The organism is Pseudomonas sp. AC247 (assembly GCF_979258015.1).
In genome coordinates this window covers 3,308,781-3,326,192 of sequence record NZ_OZ409829.1, presented here as the reverse complement: position 1 = coordinate 3,326,192, position 17,412 = coordinate 3,308,781, and the positions used below count along the sequence as shown (strand labels likewise).

The window sequence follows — 17,412 nt, the reverse complement described above, 5'->3', positions numbered from 1 at the left end:
TCTCCAGCGCACGGCGGAGAATGAAGAAATGTTTGAGAAGGTAGGTTGTCAATATCACTTCGTCGATTTCGGATTTTTTTAGACATCGATAATCGCCAACTCTTCTTTTTTAAGTGATTTGAAAATCCCTTTGCCTGTGTTTGGCGGCATGGTATCGGTAGATTCAAGCATATACGCCCCGATCGTTGGAACCCTTACTCCGTGGCTGGTAAGGATACGGAGATCTTTTAGAATAAAGCAGGTGCGATGCATTAAATCCCGCTCGGCTTCCAATTGATATCCAATATTAATGGCAAGGGCGAAATCTGAGTTTTGCAATGAGTTGCTGATAGGTAAATGAAGTGTGAGTGCTTCCTTTTCTTTGCTGGTGACAATAAAGCGCGTAGACCACAATGCCGTATTGTCACTCCAGCGCAAAGGCGGAAGATTGGGGTTATAAGCTCCTCGCATGGGAGTATCTCGAACCTGCTGATACGCCAGAAGTTGTAACTGACGATTATCCATTTCCTTGGTCGTGATACCTGGAAGAGTTAGCTTTAAATAGGTTTCTTTTTTATCGCGAATGAATTCGCAGGTAGGTTTTTGAACGATTTTTGCCAGTTCGCTCCACTCGTCTTGTGCATTTCGTTGTTTGCTGTTATTTCCCCAAGCACTGGACTCCATCCATTTTTGCAAATCGTCTAAATTAAAGTAATTGTATAGGCCTTCACCAAGCAGTTGTAAGGCAGTACCAATTAAGCCGATCACATTAGCTTTTGTTCCGATGGATAGTAGCCTTGGACTTGCATCTGCCCAAGCAATAGCTCGTATTTCCGTCGGCGCTTTCATTACAGTTCTTACAATAGAGGTTGTATGCTTGAGCCCGTAGGTGTTTGTGCCAATCAGTATTGCGTCTCCGCTAATTTGAAGCGTTGAGGCTCCCAGAGCTTTGTAGTCTCCTTCGCCATAGGCTTTGCCCCACTGCAAGGAGTGTTTGCTTAAGTCGATCGACGCAGATATTAAACCAAATCCGAAGGCTCCGACACCTGCGATCCCTGTCCACTGTCCCAAGCGAGTCATCGTGTTTAGTTTGCCTGCCGCACTGCTCATCTCTTCGAGGTGGGCTTGGAATATCGTAACCGATAGACCCTGAATCATCGCAAATCCTGCGCCGGACATACCTACAACTGCCTCAAAGAGTGCCCACCAGTCAGAAGTCGAAGGAACCGCCTTCTTGTTCACGGCGCTCATCGCTTCAATGAATTTTTTACCTTGTATAATAAATAATCCTAAAGCAAGGTGATCTCCTTTTGACTTTAAAGCGCCTAGAATGGGTTTTTTATAAGTCCCTGTAGCTCGGAAGTCTCGAACCGTCCTGTCCATTTCGACTCGAAGCTGCGGATCTAGACCATCTACAATAGTACCAATCTGGGCTGGACTGTTACTACCAACAACTAGTGCATTACTCAGTTTTTCTTCCAAAGGTAAAAGTTGCAATTTTAGCTGGTCGATACGTTGTTGGTGTACAACTTCGCTGCCTGCTAGAGAGGGGTCGGAAGCTTGTAGCATGAGTGCGCGATTGCGGAGTTTGTAGGCTTCGCTTAGTTGACTGCGAAAATTTAACGATAGATCACGTGCGTGATTGTAGGACGCTATTTCAGTGGCGTTGGCCGCGCGAAGCGTGAGCCCTTTGCTGGAAAATTCGTGAAGTAATTTTAAGCGCGCTGGGCTGCCGATACTGCGGATGTAGCTGTTTGGGTCAACATTCTGCATTCTTTTGAATGACTCATGAGCCTTTTCTAACTGATCCGCAGCTCTCAATTGTAGGGCTGGACTGTACGCCTCAGTTAGCATGCTTTGCAATCCCGAAAATTTAGTATTTATTTTTTCGTAATTAGGAAGACTTTTTGCCATTAAGCTGTGGAACTGATTAGACAGTATCTCAATGTTGGCTAGGTTTTCCTTGGCAGACAGCGCGTTCATAGCTAAGCTGCTCAAATCAACTAGTTTCTTTGCGATGTCGATCTGGGCGAACAAGTTTAGCGTGTCGAGTCCAGGTACAACGGTCAGTAAGTTAGCCTCCATGTAGATAGCAAGTTTTTCAACTGCTTCCCGATCTGGACAAATCGCTGAAACGCAGAGGAACTCGGTTTTTAAACGGTGTTCAATTTGTGCGTCAACGTGGAAGTCGTAATACCACGCAGAACGATGGAACAGTCCGCCTGAGAACATGGTCAGACGATCTTCGCGTATTTTTTTTAAGCGTTTTTGCCAATGGCTCAGCAGGTTTTGCTGGCGGGTAACAAATGTTTCCATTTCGTCCCGCTGGATCAGCTGTTCGATACCGCGCTGGCCTAGATCCTTTCCATGTAAGGCCTCCCAAGTTTGGAGACTTAGCGTATTGATTGTGCTTTCGTGCTTACGATAAAGCGTTTGCCCCATCGCATCGGTCATATCGATAAAAGCTTTGGCGTAAGGATTGGTCTGAGCGGCCCTTCTCCAGTTAGCTTCGTCACCGTACACACCTGGGTCACGATGGTCGCGACGGGCCTTCAAATAGTCGTATATTTTTGACTGCTGTTGCTCGGTCGTTTCATTTTTTAGGGCTTTGACGTTTGGATCCGTATTGCTCAGGGCTGACAGTCGAGACGCATTTACGTCATACAGCGACTGAATGTAGGAGCCGCTAAGGTACTGCGCCTGACACTTATCGTCAGCACTCCACTTTCCAATCCAATCAGCCACTTTCAACTGTGCGCTGGCCAGATCGCGCATTACACCAATGTCATCACGTAGCACCAGAAACAGGTAATCATCTTTATACGGGCCCTGTACCTTGCTGGTGAGCGTTTCTATCGCCGTATTTTGGAAGAGCGGCTCATATTCCCAATTGTAGGGTTTGTTCTCTTCTGGGTCGGCACCCTCCGGAAGGGCCTTTGCTCGAGATTCATTCTCAGCAACCTCTGCCAGCCATTTTTTTGCCTGTAACGTGCTCAGCAGACTTTCGCCACCCTTTTCAGGGCAGGCACTCGCCAGATCAATTGCCTGCATCAAGCGCTTTCGCTCATCCTTGGATTTAAGTACTTGTGAGCACTTGAAAGCCGTCCATTGGATTTCCGAATAACTGGCATACAACGCATGATTTCGAGGAAAAACCAGGTGCGGCTCACCAACGGAACTGGTTCGTGTATCGCCTGATACTTCTTGGTTGTTCCAAAGGAGCTTGGTGATTTGCCCTTTTTCAACGCGGTATTCGTGCAGGTAACCGGTAGTGCCGTCGATGATGTACAAGTAGCCGTCGCGTAACAGCCGGACGCCAAGTGGCTGGCTTTTTGTCTGAAATGGCATGGCCAGCTCTGTCTTCGGATCGAGATACTCAACAAGTCCAAAACGCAGCGGCAGTAACTGTACTTTTTTCTTTGCCAATTGACACTCACCCATAGGGGCCCGGGTATCCTTTGCGCTCTTGGCCATGGCGGCGGTATTAGGGCTGAGTTTTGGCGGTTGTTGGGTAGTCACGATGGGCTTCCTTGTCGATCGATGGCAAGGCGCTCAGCCAATTCGGCTGCTCGCTCAAGACGCTTCAATGGCGCCTCCGGTGTTGACTCCGTCAACAGGTGAAAGATATCGGGATGGTCAGTTACCGGCTCACCGGCTAGATACCCGAAAATATTCGCATAAAGAGTTATTTCCTGTTCAGAAGCAAACCCTTGCTGATAGGCGTCATCTGCGATTTTTTGTGCGTACTTGCGACGTTCTGGCTCTACAAAAGATGACATAAAGTCTGGGAAGTAATTTTGCAGATGTTCATTCAGCTCAGAGACGAAATTACGGAACTCTACTTCACCCAAGGCGGTTAGTTCTGAATCCGTCAACCGGTAGGTTTGTGGTTCGGCGTTGGCAGGATCTGGTCGCTTGTGTTGACGCCATTTACCCTCTACGCAGTCAGGTAAGCAGGCATGTGAGAATGGCCCGAACCAACGGGCGCTGCGTGCTTCCTCTGCTATTCCGAACAGTTGGTGCATGACTGCCGGATCTGCAATTCGGGGCATGACCTCCACACCGCTTGGATGCTCCACAGTTAGAAGACTGCGCCAGTGATCCCATAATTTATGGATATCAGCATCACTGAACAACAGATAGCCCCATTCAAACGCAGCATTGTCCTTGAAGTGCGCCAGAAGTGGATCGCTAGCGCCTTTAAGGGCGATCAGATAGGGCGAAATATCTGATAGCTCTTGCCAACGTGTGGTTTGGTAAAGGCTGTAGGCCGGGTTATCCCATTGGTAAAGTCGTTGCGCCAGATTCGGAACGCTGACTCCGTCCAGCAGCAAATAGGCCGGTAGCTTCCAAGGCAAGTCATTCGGGAGTGGCGGTAACTCATTCATTTATTTTTCAACCTTTTGCGCTGCGAGTTTGGCGGCTTCACACACCGCACAAATCGGCTTCTTCTGCATCAACGCCTGCCGCTGCGCCGGCACCAACAGCTGCCCAGCCTTATCCGCATCCGCCTGCTTCAACGGCCCCGGCAACAACGGCGCCGCCCCCGTGCCGCTTCCCGGCCCACCACCAGAGTTGATGTTGATCACCGGCCCGCTCAGAGTCACCCCACCAGCATCAATCTTGATAAAACTTCCACCACCAATCAGCGTCAGTTCCGCACCAGCCTCCATCACCACTTTCATGCCGCTGCTGAGGTGAATTTCCTGCCCCGCATCCATGAACTGCCCAGTACCAATCTTGACGTGCTGATTCACCCCAACCGTCAGGTGGTCATTGGCCTGCGCTTCAACTTTACGGTCTTCATAAACCGTGTGATGTTCTTCAGCTTTGAACTCGGTGTAGCTGTTCTTCTCAACCGTATCGTGACGCTCATTGCCGACCCGAATTTTCTGGTCGTGCTCGATGTTTTCATCCCAATCGCGCTGGGCGTGCAGGTAAATCTGCTCCTGACCTTTCTTGTCCTCGATGCGCAGTTCGTTGTACCCGCCGCCACCCATCGAGCTCAGGGTCTTGAACGTGCTGCGGGTCTTGTTCGCCGGCAGTGCATACGGGACGGTGTTTTCCTTGTGGTACAGGCAGCCGCTGATCAGCGGTTGGTCGGGGTCGCCTTCAAGGAAGGTGACCAGCACTTCCATGCCGATGCGCGGGATGGCGATGCCGCCGTATTGGGCGCCGGCCCAGGCGCTGGAGACGCGCAGCCAGCAGCTGGTTTTGTCGTCGGCCTGGCCTTCGCGGTCCCAGTGGAACTGGACTTTGACGCGGCCGTATTCGTCGCAGTGGATTTCTTCGCCTTTGGGGCCGGTGACCACGGCGCTCTGGCTGCCGAGGATGCGCGATTTGGCGTGGCGCAGGGGCGGGCGGTTGGGTACGTCCCACGGCGTGGCCTGGAAGCGGTTGCGGTAGCCCTGGTGGAAATCGTCTTTGAGTGCGGTGGTGTCGCTGGTCACCGATTCTTCCAGCACTTGCGGCTGTTTGCCTTCGTGGTGGATTTCGGTGAGCAGCCAGAGGTCGTTCCACTTGGCTTTCGGGTGCGCGGTGAGCGCGAGGAAATGGCCGCTGACCAGCAACGGTTGATCGCTTTTGCCTTCGGCCAGCTGGAAGTCGCTGCGGTGGCGTTCGAGGGCGCGTTTGGCCAGGTGTTTGCCGCGCGCGCGGTCGACGAAGCGGCCGGGGTAGTCGTAATCCTCAAGGTCGGGCAGGGCGTCGCCACGGTGTTCGCTTTCGAGGGTGAGGCGCGGTTTTTCGAAGTCGTAATCGCGGCGCGTGGTGCGGCTGGTGCGGGTTTCCAGGCGCAGGTCGAAGCGCTTGATCACCGGGTCGCTGGCGACCATGCCGGAATCTTGCTGGTAGGCCACGGGCTGAAGTTTCGGGAACACCGTCTGGTCATCGCCGAAGATCAGTTTGTGCGCCGTGGCGCTGTGCTGGAAGTGGTAGTGAATGCCTTCTTCTTCGCACAGGCGCTGGATGAAGTGCAGATCCGATTCGTCGTATTGCACGCAGTAGATGCGCTCGGGGTAGACCGCGCCGGTCTGAAAGGCGTAGGCATTGCCCTGGATGCCGTGTTCTTCCAGCACCTGGCTGATGATTTTCGGCACGCTGAGGTTCTGGAAGATGCGCTGGTTGATGCGGTGCGCGAGGTACGCCAGTTGCGGGCGCAGGGTCAGCGAATAACGCGTCAGGCGTTTGCCCGAGTCGCCCTGCGCGGCGCGGTAGATCTGGCCGTGGATGCCGCTGCCGTCGGGCGACAGTTGCAGGAAGGCCGGTTTGTGCAGGAGGGTTTCGAGGTCCAGCGACGGTTTTTCACTGACCAGTTCCACCTCGAACACGAAGGGCTGGCTGATGGCTTCCCGGCCTTGCAGGGTAAACACCTGAAAGTCGGCGGGGAGACCTTCGATGGTCAGGGCAAAGTGGGTTTCATTGGCCGGCGCGAACATCCGTTGTTCCTCGTGCTGTACAGCGGCGCTCGTCGACGGCCGCGAAAGCGGGTCAACGTACGCGAAATTCTGGAGGGGCGTAAACAACATCGACCAGCAGAGCTGGCCGATGTTTGTAACGATCAGCCGTAATTAAACGACTGGAGCACGCCAGTCATCGGAACCCGAAGTACCGGATACTTCGTGGGTCCAGGTGATTTTACGGTAGGTGAACTGCACTTCTTCCAGGTGGGTGAAGTGCGAGTTGCCTGGATCCTGGCAGTTGTGCATTTTGTTGTTGATGGCGACGATGATCGCGTCTTCCAGTTTGGTGGTGTAGTAGTGCTCTTGAGTACCTTGAGCCGAAGTACGGAACCACTGGATAACGATTTCGCTCATGCGCTCGCCCGAAGTCAGAGCAGCTTGCAGCAGCGGCGAAGCCTTGTCGTAGACCTTGGTGATCACAACTGGCTTGTGCACGCGTTGGCCGGTTGGCTGACCGGATTGTGGGTCACGCGGGATGATCACGTCGTGGCTGAAAGCCTGAACCATCACCTGGTCTTCGTGGCCTTCCTGGTAGGTGTTGCCTACGGAGTCAGCGGTGAATGCGCCTGCAGTGATCAGGCCTTGTTTTTCGCCGGTAACCGACATGTACGCTGGTGTTGCCATGGGGTGCTCTCCTTGCGGAATAATTTAAGGTGCCCGGGAGGCGAAATCGCCCGGTGGGTGCCTGACTGTTATCAAGGACCGTGCCAGCTTTTGCCAAGTCCCCGGCAGCCGGGGGTTAGACTGCTATAGCCTGCGGCTTTGCAGTTTTTTGGCAGGCGAAAGAGGGTAAAAGTGCGCAAGAAGTTGCGCAGTACTGCGCAACTTCTTGCGCACTCGTCTGCAGGCCACGTGGGACGTGGGCTGTAGAGCAGTTGATAGGTGGAAGTCGAAAACAAGTGCGCAACTTCTTGCGCACAATGGCTGTGTGCCATCATTCGGCAAATTGAAACGATTCGTCGTCGATCAAGGTCAATCACTGACATCTGTAAAAGTGCGTCTGACCTTTCCTCAAACCGAGTGAGACCGACATGAAAATTCTGATGGTTCTGACCTCCCACGATCAATTGGGCGACACCGGCAAGAAAACCGGCTTCTGGCTGGAGGAGTTCGCCGCCCCGTACTACGTGTTCAAGGATGCTGGCGCACAACTGACGTTGGCGTCGCCCAAGGGCGGTCAGCCGCCACTGGACCCGAAAAGTGACGAGCCGGATGCGCAGACTGCTGCGACCGAGCGTTTTCGCAAGGATTCTGCCGCGCAGTCGGCGCTGGCTTCGACAGTCAAGCTGGAGACGGTGAAGGCTGCAGATTTCGACGCAGTGTTCTATCCGGGCGGCCACGGGCCGTTGTGGGATCTGGCCGAGGATCGCCATTCGATTGCGCTGATCGAAGCGTTTTACAACGCGGGCAAACCGGTGGCGGCGGTGTGTCATGCGCCGGGTGTGCTGCGCCATGCCAAAGGCGCCGATGGTCAGCCGCTGGTCAAGGGTAAGCAGGTGACCGGGTTTACCAACAGCGAGGAAGAGGCGGTGCAGTTGACGAATGTGGTGCCGTTTCTGGTCGAGGACGAGCTCAAGGCCAAGGGCGGAATTTTCTCGAAAGGCGCGGATTGGTCGAGTTATACCCGCGAGGATGGGTTGCTGCTGACGGGGCAAAATCCGGCCTCGTCGGAAGAGACGGCGTTTGCGCTGCTTTCGAGATTGCGCTGAATAATCTCTGTGCTGAGGAGATTTGTGGTGATGGGATAAATCCCCTCACCACAGGGATATTTATTGGTTTTCAGGTCAGTTGAGCAGACAGGGTTTTGACGCACTCTTCGAGGGAACGTTGCTGCGTTTCGGCGTACAAGCCCAGCTCATCAATGGTCGAGCGGCCCAGCGCCTGTTCGAAGGCCTGGCGGTTGGAGTGTTCGCCATAGTGCGTCTGCGCAGCGTCCCCAAGGTTTGACTGAAAAATCCCCGCCGCACTCACCGGCAGGAAATCTTCGTACACCAGCGGTTCAGCTTTCACGTAGCCATCGCGCAATAAATCTTCCAGCGGCACCTCGCCCAGACTGCCTGCGGCCAGGCCTTTTTCCGTAACGAAATAGCGGAAATACGCCAGCCCTTGGTCACGCATGCCTTCGATGCTGTCAGGGAATTCGCCAAAGTGCTCAGCCATCAGCGCGTTGTAGTGTGCGGCGTTTGCTTCGTTGGGAAATGTGCCCAGCGCTTCGCGGGCGGCATTCAATAACAGGTCGTACAGCGCACGGCCCTTGGGCGTCAGCGCCGCGCCACGTTGTTCGATTTCACCGAAACGCGCGCTGTGGCTGCCACGGTTCTTACATTGATCGACACCTTGATCGATACCTTGATCGGTGAACGCGATCGGCTCGTCCAGTGCCTTGAAACTGGTCTGGCGCAGCAGGATGGGGAATTGTCGCCGTGGCGGACCTTCGATGACTGCTTTCGGCGTGATGCCATGGGCCGGCATCTGCTCCTGAACGCTGTCGATGTCCAGCGTGCGCGGCGTCAGGTGATTGATGTGCGGGCCTTTGAACGCCACTACGTCGGCGATCAAGCGGTGCTGGGCACTGAGCGTCTGGTATTGCGCGGCGGTGACGGTGGCGCTGTGGTGCCAGCGAAAAGTCTCCAGTGCCTGCAGGACAAATTCCCCGGCTTCGGTTTCATTCAGGCCGCCGGCCGTTTCGGCCTGGGCGATCAGGCGCAGCGCTGCCGGGGTGAAGATCGACCGCTTGGCCAACACCGATTCAGCAAATGCGCGCAGTTGCGGATCTTCAATCAGCTCCAGACGCAACAGCGAGGTAAACACCCGGAACGGACTGACCTGCAACGCCTGCTCATGCACGGCGCGAAACGCTGTGGAGTGCACCGGCACACCTGCCGGTGTCAGGTCGTAATAACCCACCGGTTGCATGCCCATCACCGCAAACAGGCGGGCGAGGGTGGCGAGTTCGCTCGCGGTGCCGACGCGGATCGCGCCATGGCGCTCCATGTCCAGCCGCTCGATCTCTCCCGTGCTGTGCAACTGCCGGGCGATCTGTGGCTCACGGTCGAGAACCTGGCGATTGGTCTGCTCCACCAGCGCCATCAGCGCGCCGTACAGCGGCACTTCTTCGCGGTACATGTCGGACATCGCTTTGGAGAAGCGTTGACGGATCAGGTCGGGGCTGACGAAAGGCTGCACGCTCATGAAAAAAATTCCTGCCACGGTCACGTATGGGATGGCAGAAAAGATCGCAGCCTTCGCCCACGCCGGCAAACGAAGAATCCTACGGACTTCATTCTGCCAACGACTGATCCACCAGTTCGATCCAGTGCACCACGGGCGTTCGTCTGGCGCTGGCCAGATGACTCTGGCACCCGATGTTGGAGGTGACGATCAATTGCGGCCCGCCGCTTTCCAGCGCATTGAGGCGGTTGTCGCGCAGTTGTCGGGCCAGCACCGGTTGCGTCAGCGAATAGGTGCCCGCCGAGCCGCAACACAAATGCCCGTCGGGCACGGCGGTGAGGTTGAAGCCGATTCGGCTCAGCAGCGCTTCGACGGCGCCGCCGAGTTTCAACGCGTGCTGCAAGGTGCACGGGCAATGCACGGCGATGCGCCGTTCACTGGCGGCGCACAGCTGTTCCAGCGGCTCGCGGGCGAGTATTTGCACCAGATCCAGGGTCATTTCGCTGATGCGCTGGGCTTTCGATGCGTAGGCCGGATCGTCCGCCAGCAAATGCCCGTAATCCTTGATGAACGCGCCACAGCCGCTGGCCGTTTGCACAATGGCCTCGGCGCCGTTTTGCAGGTGCGGCCACCAGGCGTCGATGTTCTGCCGAGCGCGGTCGAGGCCTTTGGCTTGCGCGTCGAGGTGATAATCGAGCGCACCGCAACAGCCAGCCTCGGCCACTGGCGTGACGCTGATGCCCAGACGATCAAGAACACGCGCGGTCGCGTCATTGGTGTTCGGTGACAAACCGGGCTGCACGCAACCTTCGAGCAGCAATACCCGGCGCGCATGCCGAGGGGCGGGGCGAGAGCCGTTAGCCGGCAAGTGCTGCGGCAGTTTGCTTTCTATCAATCGTGGCAGCAGCGGCCGAAACGTGCTGCCGATACGCAGCAAACCTTTGAACAACTGCGGATTCGACGCCAACGCGCGTAAGCCTTCACGCAGCAGGCGCTGGGCGGCCGGGCGCGGCACCGCCTGATCGACCACCGCGCGGCCAATGTCGAGCAGGTTGTGGTAATCGACGCCGGACGGGCAGGTGGTTTCGCAATTGCGACACGACAGGCAGCGATCCAGATGCAGTTGGGTCTGCACAGTCGCCGGTGCGCCTTCGAGCACTTGCTTGATCAGATAGATGCGCCCGCGCGGGCCGTCGAGTTCGTCGCCGAGCAATTGATAGGTCGGGCACGTTGCGTTGCAAAAGCCGCAATGCACACAAGTGCGCAGGATCTTTTCCGCCTCGGCGGCGCGGGGCAATTGGCGGGATTGCTCGCTGAGGGTGGTTTGCATGGCTAAAACTCCGCGTACATCCGGCCGGGGTTGAACAGCCCTTGTGGGTCGAGTTGCGCCTTGAGTTGCCGGTGGTAGCGCAACAGCGTCGCGGGCAATGGCTGAAACGGGTGCTCGCTCGCGCCGTGAGTGAAGCAGGTGGCATGGCCGCCGAAAGACTGGGCGAGGGTATGAATATCGTCGCTGGAGGATTTCAGCCAGCGTTGCGCACCGGCCCAGTCGATCAACTGCTCGCCGGGCAGATCCAGTGGCCCGAGATTGTTTGGCAGCGACAGGCGCCAGAGCGGCAGGCCTTCATCGAAAAAGCTCAGGCGGTGCTCATTCAAATCGCGCCAGAACCGTGAATCGAGTGGCTCACCGCCGAGCCGTTGATGCGCCGCTGTGACTGAGCCTTCGCCGCCCTCAAGACGCAGATACAGACTGTTGCCATCGTGGCACGCCGCGCTGATCGGCAACGGTTGCTGGCCCCACTCGGCCAGTTTGGCCAGCGCTCGTGCGCAATCGATGTCCAGGCGAATGCTCAGGCACTGACGGGGTTTGGGCAGGACTTTCAACGAGACTTCGGTGAGCACGCCGAGACAGCCGAAGCTGCCGGCGAGCAGTCGCGACAGGTCGTAACCGGCAACGTTTTTCATCACCTCACCGCCGAAACGCAAATGCTGGCCGAGGCCGGTGATCACCCGTGTGCCGAGGACGAAATCGCGAACCGAACCCGACCATGGCCGGCGCGGCCCTGACAACCCCGTGGCGATCATGCCGCCGACCGTGGCGCCATCGGCAAACGAAGGCGGCTCGCACGGCAGCATCTGCCCGCTGGCGTCCAATGCCGCGAGCAGCTCTGACAGCGGCGTGCCGGCGCGCACGCTGACCACCAGTTCGGTCGGTTCATACCGGACGATGCCGCGATGGGCTCGGAGGTCGAGCACTTCACCGGCCACTTCGCGGCCGAGGAACGCTTTGCTGTTACCGCCCTGGATCTTCAGCGGCGTGGCATTGGCCCGCGCCTCGTTGACCTGCTCGAGCAGGGCGTCGGCGGCATCGACGTCAGCCATCAGAAACGCTCCAGTTCGGGGAAGGGCAGTTGCCCGGCATGAATGTGCATGGCGCCGAATTCGGCGCAGCGGTGCAGGGTCGGGATGTTCTTGCCGGGGTTGAGCAAGCCCTGCGGATCGAAGGCGGCTTTTACCGCATGGAACAGGCTCAGTTCGTCGCTGTTGAACTGCGCGCACATCTGATTGATTTTCTCCCGTCCCACGCCGTGCTCGCCGGTAATGCTGCCACCCACCTGCACGCACAACTCAAGAATCTTGCCGCCCAAGGCTTCCGCGCGCTGCAGTTCGCCGGGTTGGTTGGCGTCGAACAGAATCAGCGGGTGCATGTTGCCGTCACCGGCATGGAACACATTGGCCACGCGCAAACCGTATTCCTCACCGAGGCGAGCGATGCCTTGCAGGACGCCGGGCAATTCGCGGCGCGGGATGGTGCCGTCCATGCAGTAATAGTCCGGCGACAGACGCCCGATGGCCGGGAAGGCGTTTTTGCGACCGGCCCAGAAGCGCACGCGCTCGGCCTCGTCGCGAGCCTGGCGCACTTCAGTGGCGCCGGCGAGGTTCATCACTTCGCGTACCCGCTGACAATCATCGTGGACATCGGCTTCGACGCCATCGAGTTCGCACAGCAGAATCGCCTCGGCATCGACCGGGTAACCGGCGTGGATAAAGTCTTCGGCGGCACGGATGGCGAGGTTGTCCATCATCTCCAGGCCACCGGGAATGATCCCGGCGGCGATGATTTCGGCGACCGCGCGGCCAGCCTTTTCCACCGAATCGAAACTGGCCAGCAGCACTTTTGCCACCTGCGGTTTGGGCAGCAGTTTGACCGTGACTTCGGTGATGATCCCCAGCAACCCTTCGGAACCGGTGAACAACGCCAGCAAATCGAAACCTGCTGAATCGAGGGCGTCGGAACCCAAGGTCAGGCGTTCGCCTTCGATGGTCAGCACTTCGATTTTCAGCAGGTTGTGCACGGTCAAGCCGTATTTGAGGCAATGCACGCCGCCGGCGTTTTCCGCGACGTTGCCGCCAATCGAGCAGGCGATTTGCGACGATGGGTCCGGCGCGTAATACAGCCCGAAAGCGGCCGCCGCCTGGGAGATCGCCAGGTTGCGCACGCCCGGCTGGACCCGCGCGGTGCGGGCGGCGGGGTCGATGTGCAGAATATTGTTGAAGCGCGCCATCACCAGCAGCAGGCCTTGTTCCAACGGTAAGGCGCCGCCGGACAGTCCGGTGCCGGCACCACGGGCGACCACCGGGACGTGGTGCTTGTGGCAGAGCGTAAGCAAGGTTTGCACTTGCTCCAGCCGCCGGGGCAGGGCGACCAGCATCGGTGTGGTGCGGTAGGCCGAGAGGCCGTCGCATTCGTAGGGTTTGAGTTCCTCCTCGCGCCAGAGGATGTCGAGATCCGGGAGGGCCTGCTGCAGGGTTTTCAACAGTTCGGCTTTGTTTACCTGCGGCAATGGGCCGTCGAGGCGTTCGTCATACAAAATGTTCATTTCACCCCCAAAATCCCGACCACTGAATTCTGTCCCTGTAGGAGCTGCCGAAGGCTGCGATCTTTTGATCTTAAAAGCACAATCAAAAGATCGCAGCCTTCGGCAGCTCCTACAGGGGATTCAGGTCAGCGTTGGTTGCCGAGGAATTGCCGGTATAACCGCGCGGTGTTCGACGGTTGTTCGACCATCGGCATGTGCCCGACGTGATCCCATACATCGACCTGCAGATTAGCGATGCCCTTGCTCCAGACCGGTACGCTGCTGACGTCGATCAAGCGATCCTTGCGTCCCCACAGCAGCAGCGCCGGGCATTTGATTTCGGCCAGTTTCGGCTCCATCGGCGGGCTGGCGCGGAAGTCGCGGAAGATTTCTTCCAGTTCATCACGCTGCTGTTCGTAGCGCTGCGCAATGGCGTCCAGCACCAGGCTCGGCACCCACGGTGGGGACTCCATGGTCATTGCGTAAAACTGGCGAAACTCCTCGCGGGAATTGATCAGGAACGGGTTATGCCCGCGCGCCAGATGACGCTCCATGTCACTGACTTCGGGGGCCGTGACGCCCGCCGGGTCGATCAGCGCCACCGAGGCAATCCGCTCCGGATATGTCGCCGCCAGCCATGCCGCGATGTAACCGCCCATGGAGTTGCCGATCACATGGACTTTCTCCACGCCACACACGTCGAGCAACTGGATCATGCGCTTGGCCTGCAGCGGGATGTCATAGCCACCGCCGGCCTTGAAGCCGGTTTCGCCATGGCCGGGCAGGTCCGGAATGATCACCCGGTACTGGCGGACGAAATGGCGGGCGCAGCGCAGCCACAGGTTCTTGTCGGCGCTGTAGCCGTGCAGCATCAGAATCGCGCTCGACGCTTCATAAGGCCCGCCTTGCCAGGTCGAAACACTCAGCTCGGCGATCGGCACTTCGATCTTGTGCAATTTGTACAACTTGGCCTCGATGGCCATGTTCAGGTCATACAGCCAATGGCCGACCGCTGGGTAACTCAACCAGCTCCAGGCCACGAAAACCGCGAGGGCGACAAACAGCAAAAGCATCGACGTCTTCCTTTTACGTGTTCAGGACAGAATGTGGTCGGCCGGTTTCAGCGCCCGGGTCAACCGGTAATAGCTGAAACTGAAGCCGGGAAACATCGCGATCACATGACCGCTCTTGCTTTGATACCAACTGTGGCAGCCGCCGGACTTCCACACCGTGCGTTCCATCTCCCGGTGGATCATTGCAGTGTAGGTACGTTCCGCCTCGCGACGCACTTCGATGCTGCGCAGGCCCTGGATTTTGAGGGTGCGAATGCAGTCGATGATGTAGTTCATCTGCGATTCGATGATGAACAGCGCCGAGGTGTGGCCAATTCCGGTGTTGGGCCCGGTGACGATAAACAGGTTGGGGAAGTCCGGCAGGCTGGTGCCGAGGTAGGCGCGCGGGTACTCGGCCCAGACCTCTCTGAGCTGCGCGGCGTTTTTTCCGCTGACCGGGTAGGAAATTACCCCGTCGGTGGCGTCGTAACCGGTCGACCAGATGATCAGATCAACCTCCAGGTGTTGCCCGTCCTGCGTATTGATCCCGCTTTCATCGATTGAGGCGATGCCTTGCTCGCGGGTGTGCAGCGTCACATTGGGTCGGGTCAGCGCCGGGTAATAGGTGTTGGAGAGCAACACCCGTTTGCAGCCGATGGTGAAGTCGGGCGTGAGTTTTTCCCGCAGCAGCGGGTCGTGTACCTGACGTTCAAGCAAGCGCAAGGCCTGACGCTGAACCATGCGGATCGCCGGTTTTGAATACTTGAAAGCGATCACCCGCGTTTCGAATTGCCAGTAGATCAGCCAGCGCAGCAGCTTGTAGGCCGGTTTCAATCCGAGCAGCCAGCGCTGGAACCGCCCGAAGACGCGATCAGCACGCGGCAACACCCAGTGCGGCGTACGCTGAAACACATGCAGTTGCTCGACCTGCGGCGCAATCGTCGGAATCACCTGCACAGCGCTGGCGCCGCTGCCCACGATGGCCACACGTTTACCGCGGTAGTCGTAGCTGTGATCCCAATTGTTTGTATGAAATGTCTTGCCCTGAAAGCGATCCTGCCCGGGGATTTGTGGGATGACCGGCTGGCTCAACGGCCCGCTGGCATTGATGACGAATTGCGCATGGAAAGTGCCTTTGCTGGCGGTGTGCACGGCCCAGCGCTTTTCTGTGTCATCCCACTCGATGCGCAAGACATCGGCCTGCAACTCTACGCGCTCACGCAGGCCGAACTGCTCGATCACCTGCTCGGTATATCGTTGCAGTTCAGCTTGTGCGGCGAACATCTGCGACCAGCGATAGGGCGCAAACGATAGCGAATACAGGGGCGACGGCACGTCGACCGCTGCACCGGGGTAGGTGTTCTGGCACCAGGTGCCGCCGAAGAAATCCCTTCGCTCCAGCAGGCGAAAATCATCGATCCCGGCCTTGAGCAAATTGACCGCCGCACATTGGCCGCCAAAGCCGCTGCCGATGATCAACACTTGGTAAGTCTGCATGGGCCTCCTTATAGTTTTTTTTCCGTTTTGCTCCTTTCATGTATAGCCAAATATTCGCTTGGCGGGGGTGTAGGAGCTGACGAGTGAAACGAGGCTGCGATCTTTTGATCTTTTTTACCAGGATCAAGATCAAAAGATCGCAGCCTCGTTTCACTCGTCAGCTCCTGCATGGCTTGCGCAGTGATGGCTATTTAACGTCGCCCTGATAGACTCCCAACACAGCCGTCCTACGGTGTGCAGGTTACGTCGAGTAATCGAGGCCCTTATGGGAAACACGGGAGGAAAGGGACTTTCATTGGCCAGGAGGCTTTATACGTCGCGAACCCTCGGGCTGCTGCTCGGGCTTGTGTGCGTCAGCGTGGCGATGTACCCGCTCGATCCGCCGCTGTGGGTCTGGGCGCTGATGCTGTTCAACGGCCTGCTCTGGCCGCATCTGGCCTTTCAATGGGCGCGCCGCTCGCCGACGCCTTATCACGCCGAACATCGAAACCTGCTGATCGACGCTTTTCTCGGCGGCTTCTGGGTCGCCGCCATGCATTTCAATCCGCTGCCCAGCGCCACGACGATTTCAATGATGGCGATGAACAATGTTGCCATCGGCGGCGTACGGTTTCTGCTGGCCGGTGCGGCTGCGCAGATTCTCGGGGTGGGCGTCGGTCTGGTGGTCTTCGCCCCGGCGTTCATTCCGTCAACCTCGCCGCTGCAACTGTATGCGTGCCTGCCGATGTTGATGTTGTATCCGCTGGCATTGGGCTTGTTGTGCTTTCGTCAGGCCCACACCCTGGGCCGACACAAACGTGAGTTGCTGGCCCTGAGCCGCACCGACAGCCTCACCGGTCTGCTCAACCACGGTGCGTGGAAGGATCAACTGGAGATCGCTTTTCAGCGCTGCAAACGGCAGAAGCAGGGCGCGGCGATTGCCTTGATCGACATCGACCATTTCAAAGCGATCAATGACACCTACGGCCATGTCGCCGGTGACATTGTGCTGCGCCAACTGAGCAAGTTGCTCAAGCAGAACCTGCGCGCCACCGACATTGCCGGGAGGTACGGCGGCGATGAGTTTTGCGTGATTCTGCCGGAGCTGCCGCTGTTCAACGCTGCTCAGGCCATGGAAGCGTTGCGCGAGCGTTTTATCACGTTGGGGTATGAGCAAAATCCGGCGTTGAAAGTCAGTCTGAGCATTGGCCTGGCGGCGTGGGATCCGTCTCACGTCGATGCGACGCGCTGGCTCAATGACGCCGATCAGGCGCTGTACGAAGCCAAGGCCAATGGACGCAATCGGGTGATCTGCAACTGCGACAACAAGCCCAGGCGCGAACTGCTCGACTCAGTCTGACCCCACAAATCCCCTGTAGGAGCTGCCGAAGGCTGCGATCTTTTGATCCTGAT

Annotated in this window: 12 protein-coding genes; 2 read left to right on the top strand and 10 right to left on the bottom strand. The window is 57.5% G+C overall.

Going from position 1 to position 17,412, the window contains the following annotated elements:
• Positions 1 to 78: 78 nt before the first annotated feature.
• The 4 genes from ACZZ0B_RS15030 to ACZZ0B_RS15015 form a co-directional block, all read right to left on the bottom strand.
• Complete coding sequence (locus ACZZ0B_RS15030; protein ID WP_463545624.1) at positions 79 to 3,498, bottom strand: toxin VasX; 3,420 nt, start codon at positions 3,496 to 3,498, stop codon at positions 79 to 81.
• Entirely contained in the window at positions 3,495 to 4,367 is an 873-nt protein-coding gene (locus tag ACZZ0B_RS15025; protein ID WP_463545623.1) for a DUF4123 domain-containing protein, read from the bottom strand. Before ACZZ0B_RS15025 ends, ACZZ0B_RS15030 begins: the two co-directional genes overlap by 4 nt.
• Positions 4,368 to 6,416: a type VI secretion system Vgr family protein gene (locus ACZZ0B_RS15020; RefSeq protein WP_463545622.1), complete on the bottom strand. Its 2,049-nt coding sequence runs from the start codon at positions 6,414 to 6,416 to the stop codon at positions 4,368 to 4,370. It abuts the gene before it with no gap.
• Between the two features lie 132 nt (positions 6,417 to 6,548).
• Positions 6,549 to 7,064, bottom strand: coding sequence for an Hcp family type VI secretion system effector (locus ACZZ0B_RS15015; RefSeq protein ID WP_007919523.1), 516 nt, complete (start codon positions 7,062 to 7,064; stop codon positions 6,549 to 6,551).
• A 407-nt stretch (positions 7,065 to 7,471) separates the two neighbouring features.
• On the opposite strand from ACZZ0B_RS15015, the gene ACZZ0B_RS15010 reads away from it, so the two are divergent.
• The gene (locus ACZZ0B_RS15010) at positions 7,472 to 8,149 is read left to right on the top strand and encodes a type 1 glutamine amidotransferase domain-containing protein (protein WP_008082478.1); all 678 of its coding nucleotides are present in this window, start codon (positions 7,472 to 7,474) and stop codon (positions 8,147 to 8,149) included.
• Between the two features lie 70 nt (positions 8,150 to 8,219).
• Here ACZZ0B_RS15010 and hglS read toward each other — a convergent pair whose 3' ends face one another.
• The 6 genes from hglS to ACZZ0B_RS14980 form a co-directional block, all read right to left on the bottom strand.
• Positions 8,220 to 9,632 (bottom strand): 2-oxoadipate dioxygenase/decarboxylase HglS, encoded by a 1,413-nt coding sequence (hglS, locus tag ACZZ0B_RS15005; RefSeq protein ID WP_463545621.1) that lies wholly within the window; start codon positions 9,630 to 9,632, stop codon positions 8,220 to 8,222.
• A gap of 88 nt (positions 9,633 to 9,720) precedes the next feature.
• Entirely contained in the window at positions 9,721 to 10,941 is a 1,221-nt protein-coding gene (gene glcF / locus ACZZ0B_RS15000; RefSeq protein ID WP_463545620.1) for a glycolate oxidase subunit GlcF, read from the bottom strand.
• Positions 10,942 to 10,943: 2 nt separating this feature from the next.
• Positions 10,944 to 11,993 (bottom strand): glycolate oxidase subunit GlcE, encoded by a 1,050-nt coding sequence (gene glcE / locus ACZZ0B_RS14995; protein WP_463545619.1) that lies wholly within the window; start codon positions 11,991 to 11,993, stop codon positions 10,944 to 10,946.
• Positions 11,993 to 13,492, bottom strand: a complete 1,500-nt coding sequence (gene glcD / locus ACZZ0B_RS14990; protein ID WP_463545618.1) for a glycolate oxidase subunit GlcD — start codon at positions 13,490 to 13,492, stop codon at positions 11,993 to 11,995. The genes glcE and glcD overlap by 1 nt, the downstream gene beginning before the upstream one ends.
• A gap of 125 nt (positions 13,493 to 13,617) precedes the next feature.
• Positions 13,618 to 14,544 (bottom strand): alpha/beta fold hydrolase, encoded by a 927-nt coding sequence (locus ACZZ0B_RS14985; RefSeq protein WP_008082472.1) that lies wholly within the window; start codon positions 14,542 to 14,544, stop codon positions 13,618 to 13,620.
• A gap of 21 nt (positions 14,545 to 14,565) precedes the next feature.
• Positions 14,566 to 16,020, bottom strand: a complete 1,455-nt coding sequence (locus ACZZ0B_RS14980) for a flavin-containing monooxygenase (RefSeq protein WP_463545617.1) — start codon at positions 16,018 to 16,020, stop codon at positions 14,566 to 14,568.
• 265 nt (positions 16,021 to 16,285) lie between these two features.
• Between ACZZ0B_RS14980 and ACZZ0B_RS14975 the strand changes: the two genes are divergently transcribed.
• Positions 16,286 to 17,359, top strand: a complete 1,074-nt coding sequence (locus ACZZ0B_RS14975) for a diguanylate cyclase (protein WP_008082470.1) — start codon at positions 16,286 to 16,288, stop codon at positions 17,357 to 17,359.
• Positions 17,360 to 17,412 lie beyond the last annotated feature (53 nt).

Bases quoted from the DNA above. Each gene is read 5' to 3' on its own strand.
- glcE (WP_463545619.1), bottom strand. From the start codon at position 11,993: ATGGCTGACGTCGATGCCGCCGACGCCCTGCTCGAGCAGGTCAACGAG.
- ACZZ0B_RS15010 (WP_008082478.1), top strand. From the start codon at position 7,472: ATGAAAATTCTGATGGTTCTGACCTCCCACGATCAATTGGGCGACACC.
- ACZZ0B_RS14975 (WP_008082470.1), top strand. From the start codon at position 16,286: ATGGGAAACACGGGAGGAAAGGGACTTTCATTGGCCAGGAGGCTTTAT.
- ACZZ0B_RS14980 (WP_463545617.1), bottom strand. From the start codon at position 16,020: ATGCAGACTTACCAAGTGTTGATCATCGGCAGCGGCTTTGGCGGCCAA.
- ACZZ0B_RS15015 (WP_007919523.1), bottom strand. From the start codon at position 7,064: ATGGCAACACCAGCGTACATGTCGGTTACCGGCGAAAAACAAGGCCTG.
- ACZZ0B_RS14985 (WP_008082472.1), bottom strand. From the start codon at position 14,544: ATGCTTTTGCTGTTTGTCGCCCTCGCGGTTTTCGTGGCCTGGAGCTGG.
- ACZZ0B_RS15020 (WP_463545622.1), bottom strand. From the start codon at position 6,416: ATGTTCGCGCCGGCCAATGAAACCCACTTTGCCCTGACCATCGAAGGT.
- glcD (WP_463545618.1), bottom strand. From the start codon at position 13,492: ATGAACATTTTGTATGACGAACGCCTCGACGGCCCATTGCCGCAGGTA.
- glcF (WP_463545620.1), bottom strand. From the start codon at position 10,941: ATGCAAACCACCCTCAGCGAGCAATCCCGCCAATTGCCCCGCGCCGCC.
- hglS (WP_463545621.1), bottom strand. From the start codon at position 9,632: ATGAGCGTGCAGCCTTTCGTCAGCCCCGACCTGATCCGTCAACGCTTC.
- ACZZ0B_RS15025 (WP_463545623.1), bottom strand. From the start codon at position 4,367: ATGAATGAGTTACCGCCACTCCCGAATGACTTGCCTTGGAAGCTACCG.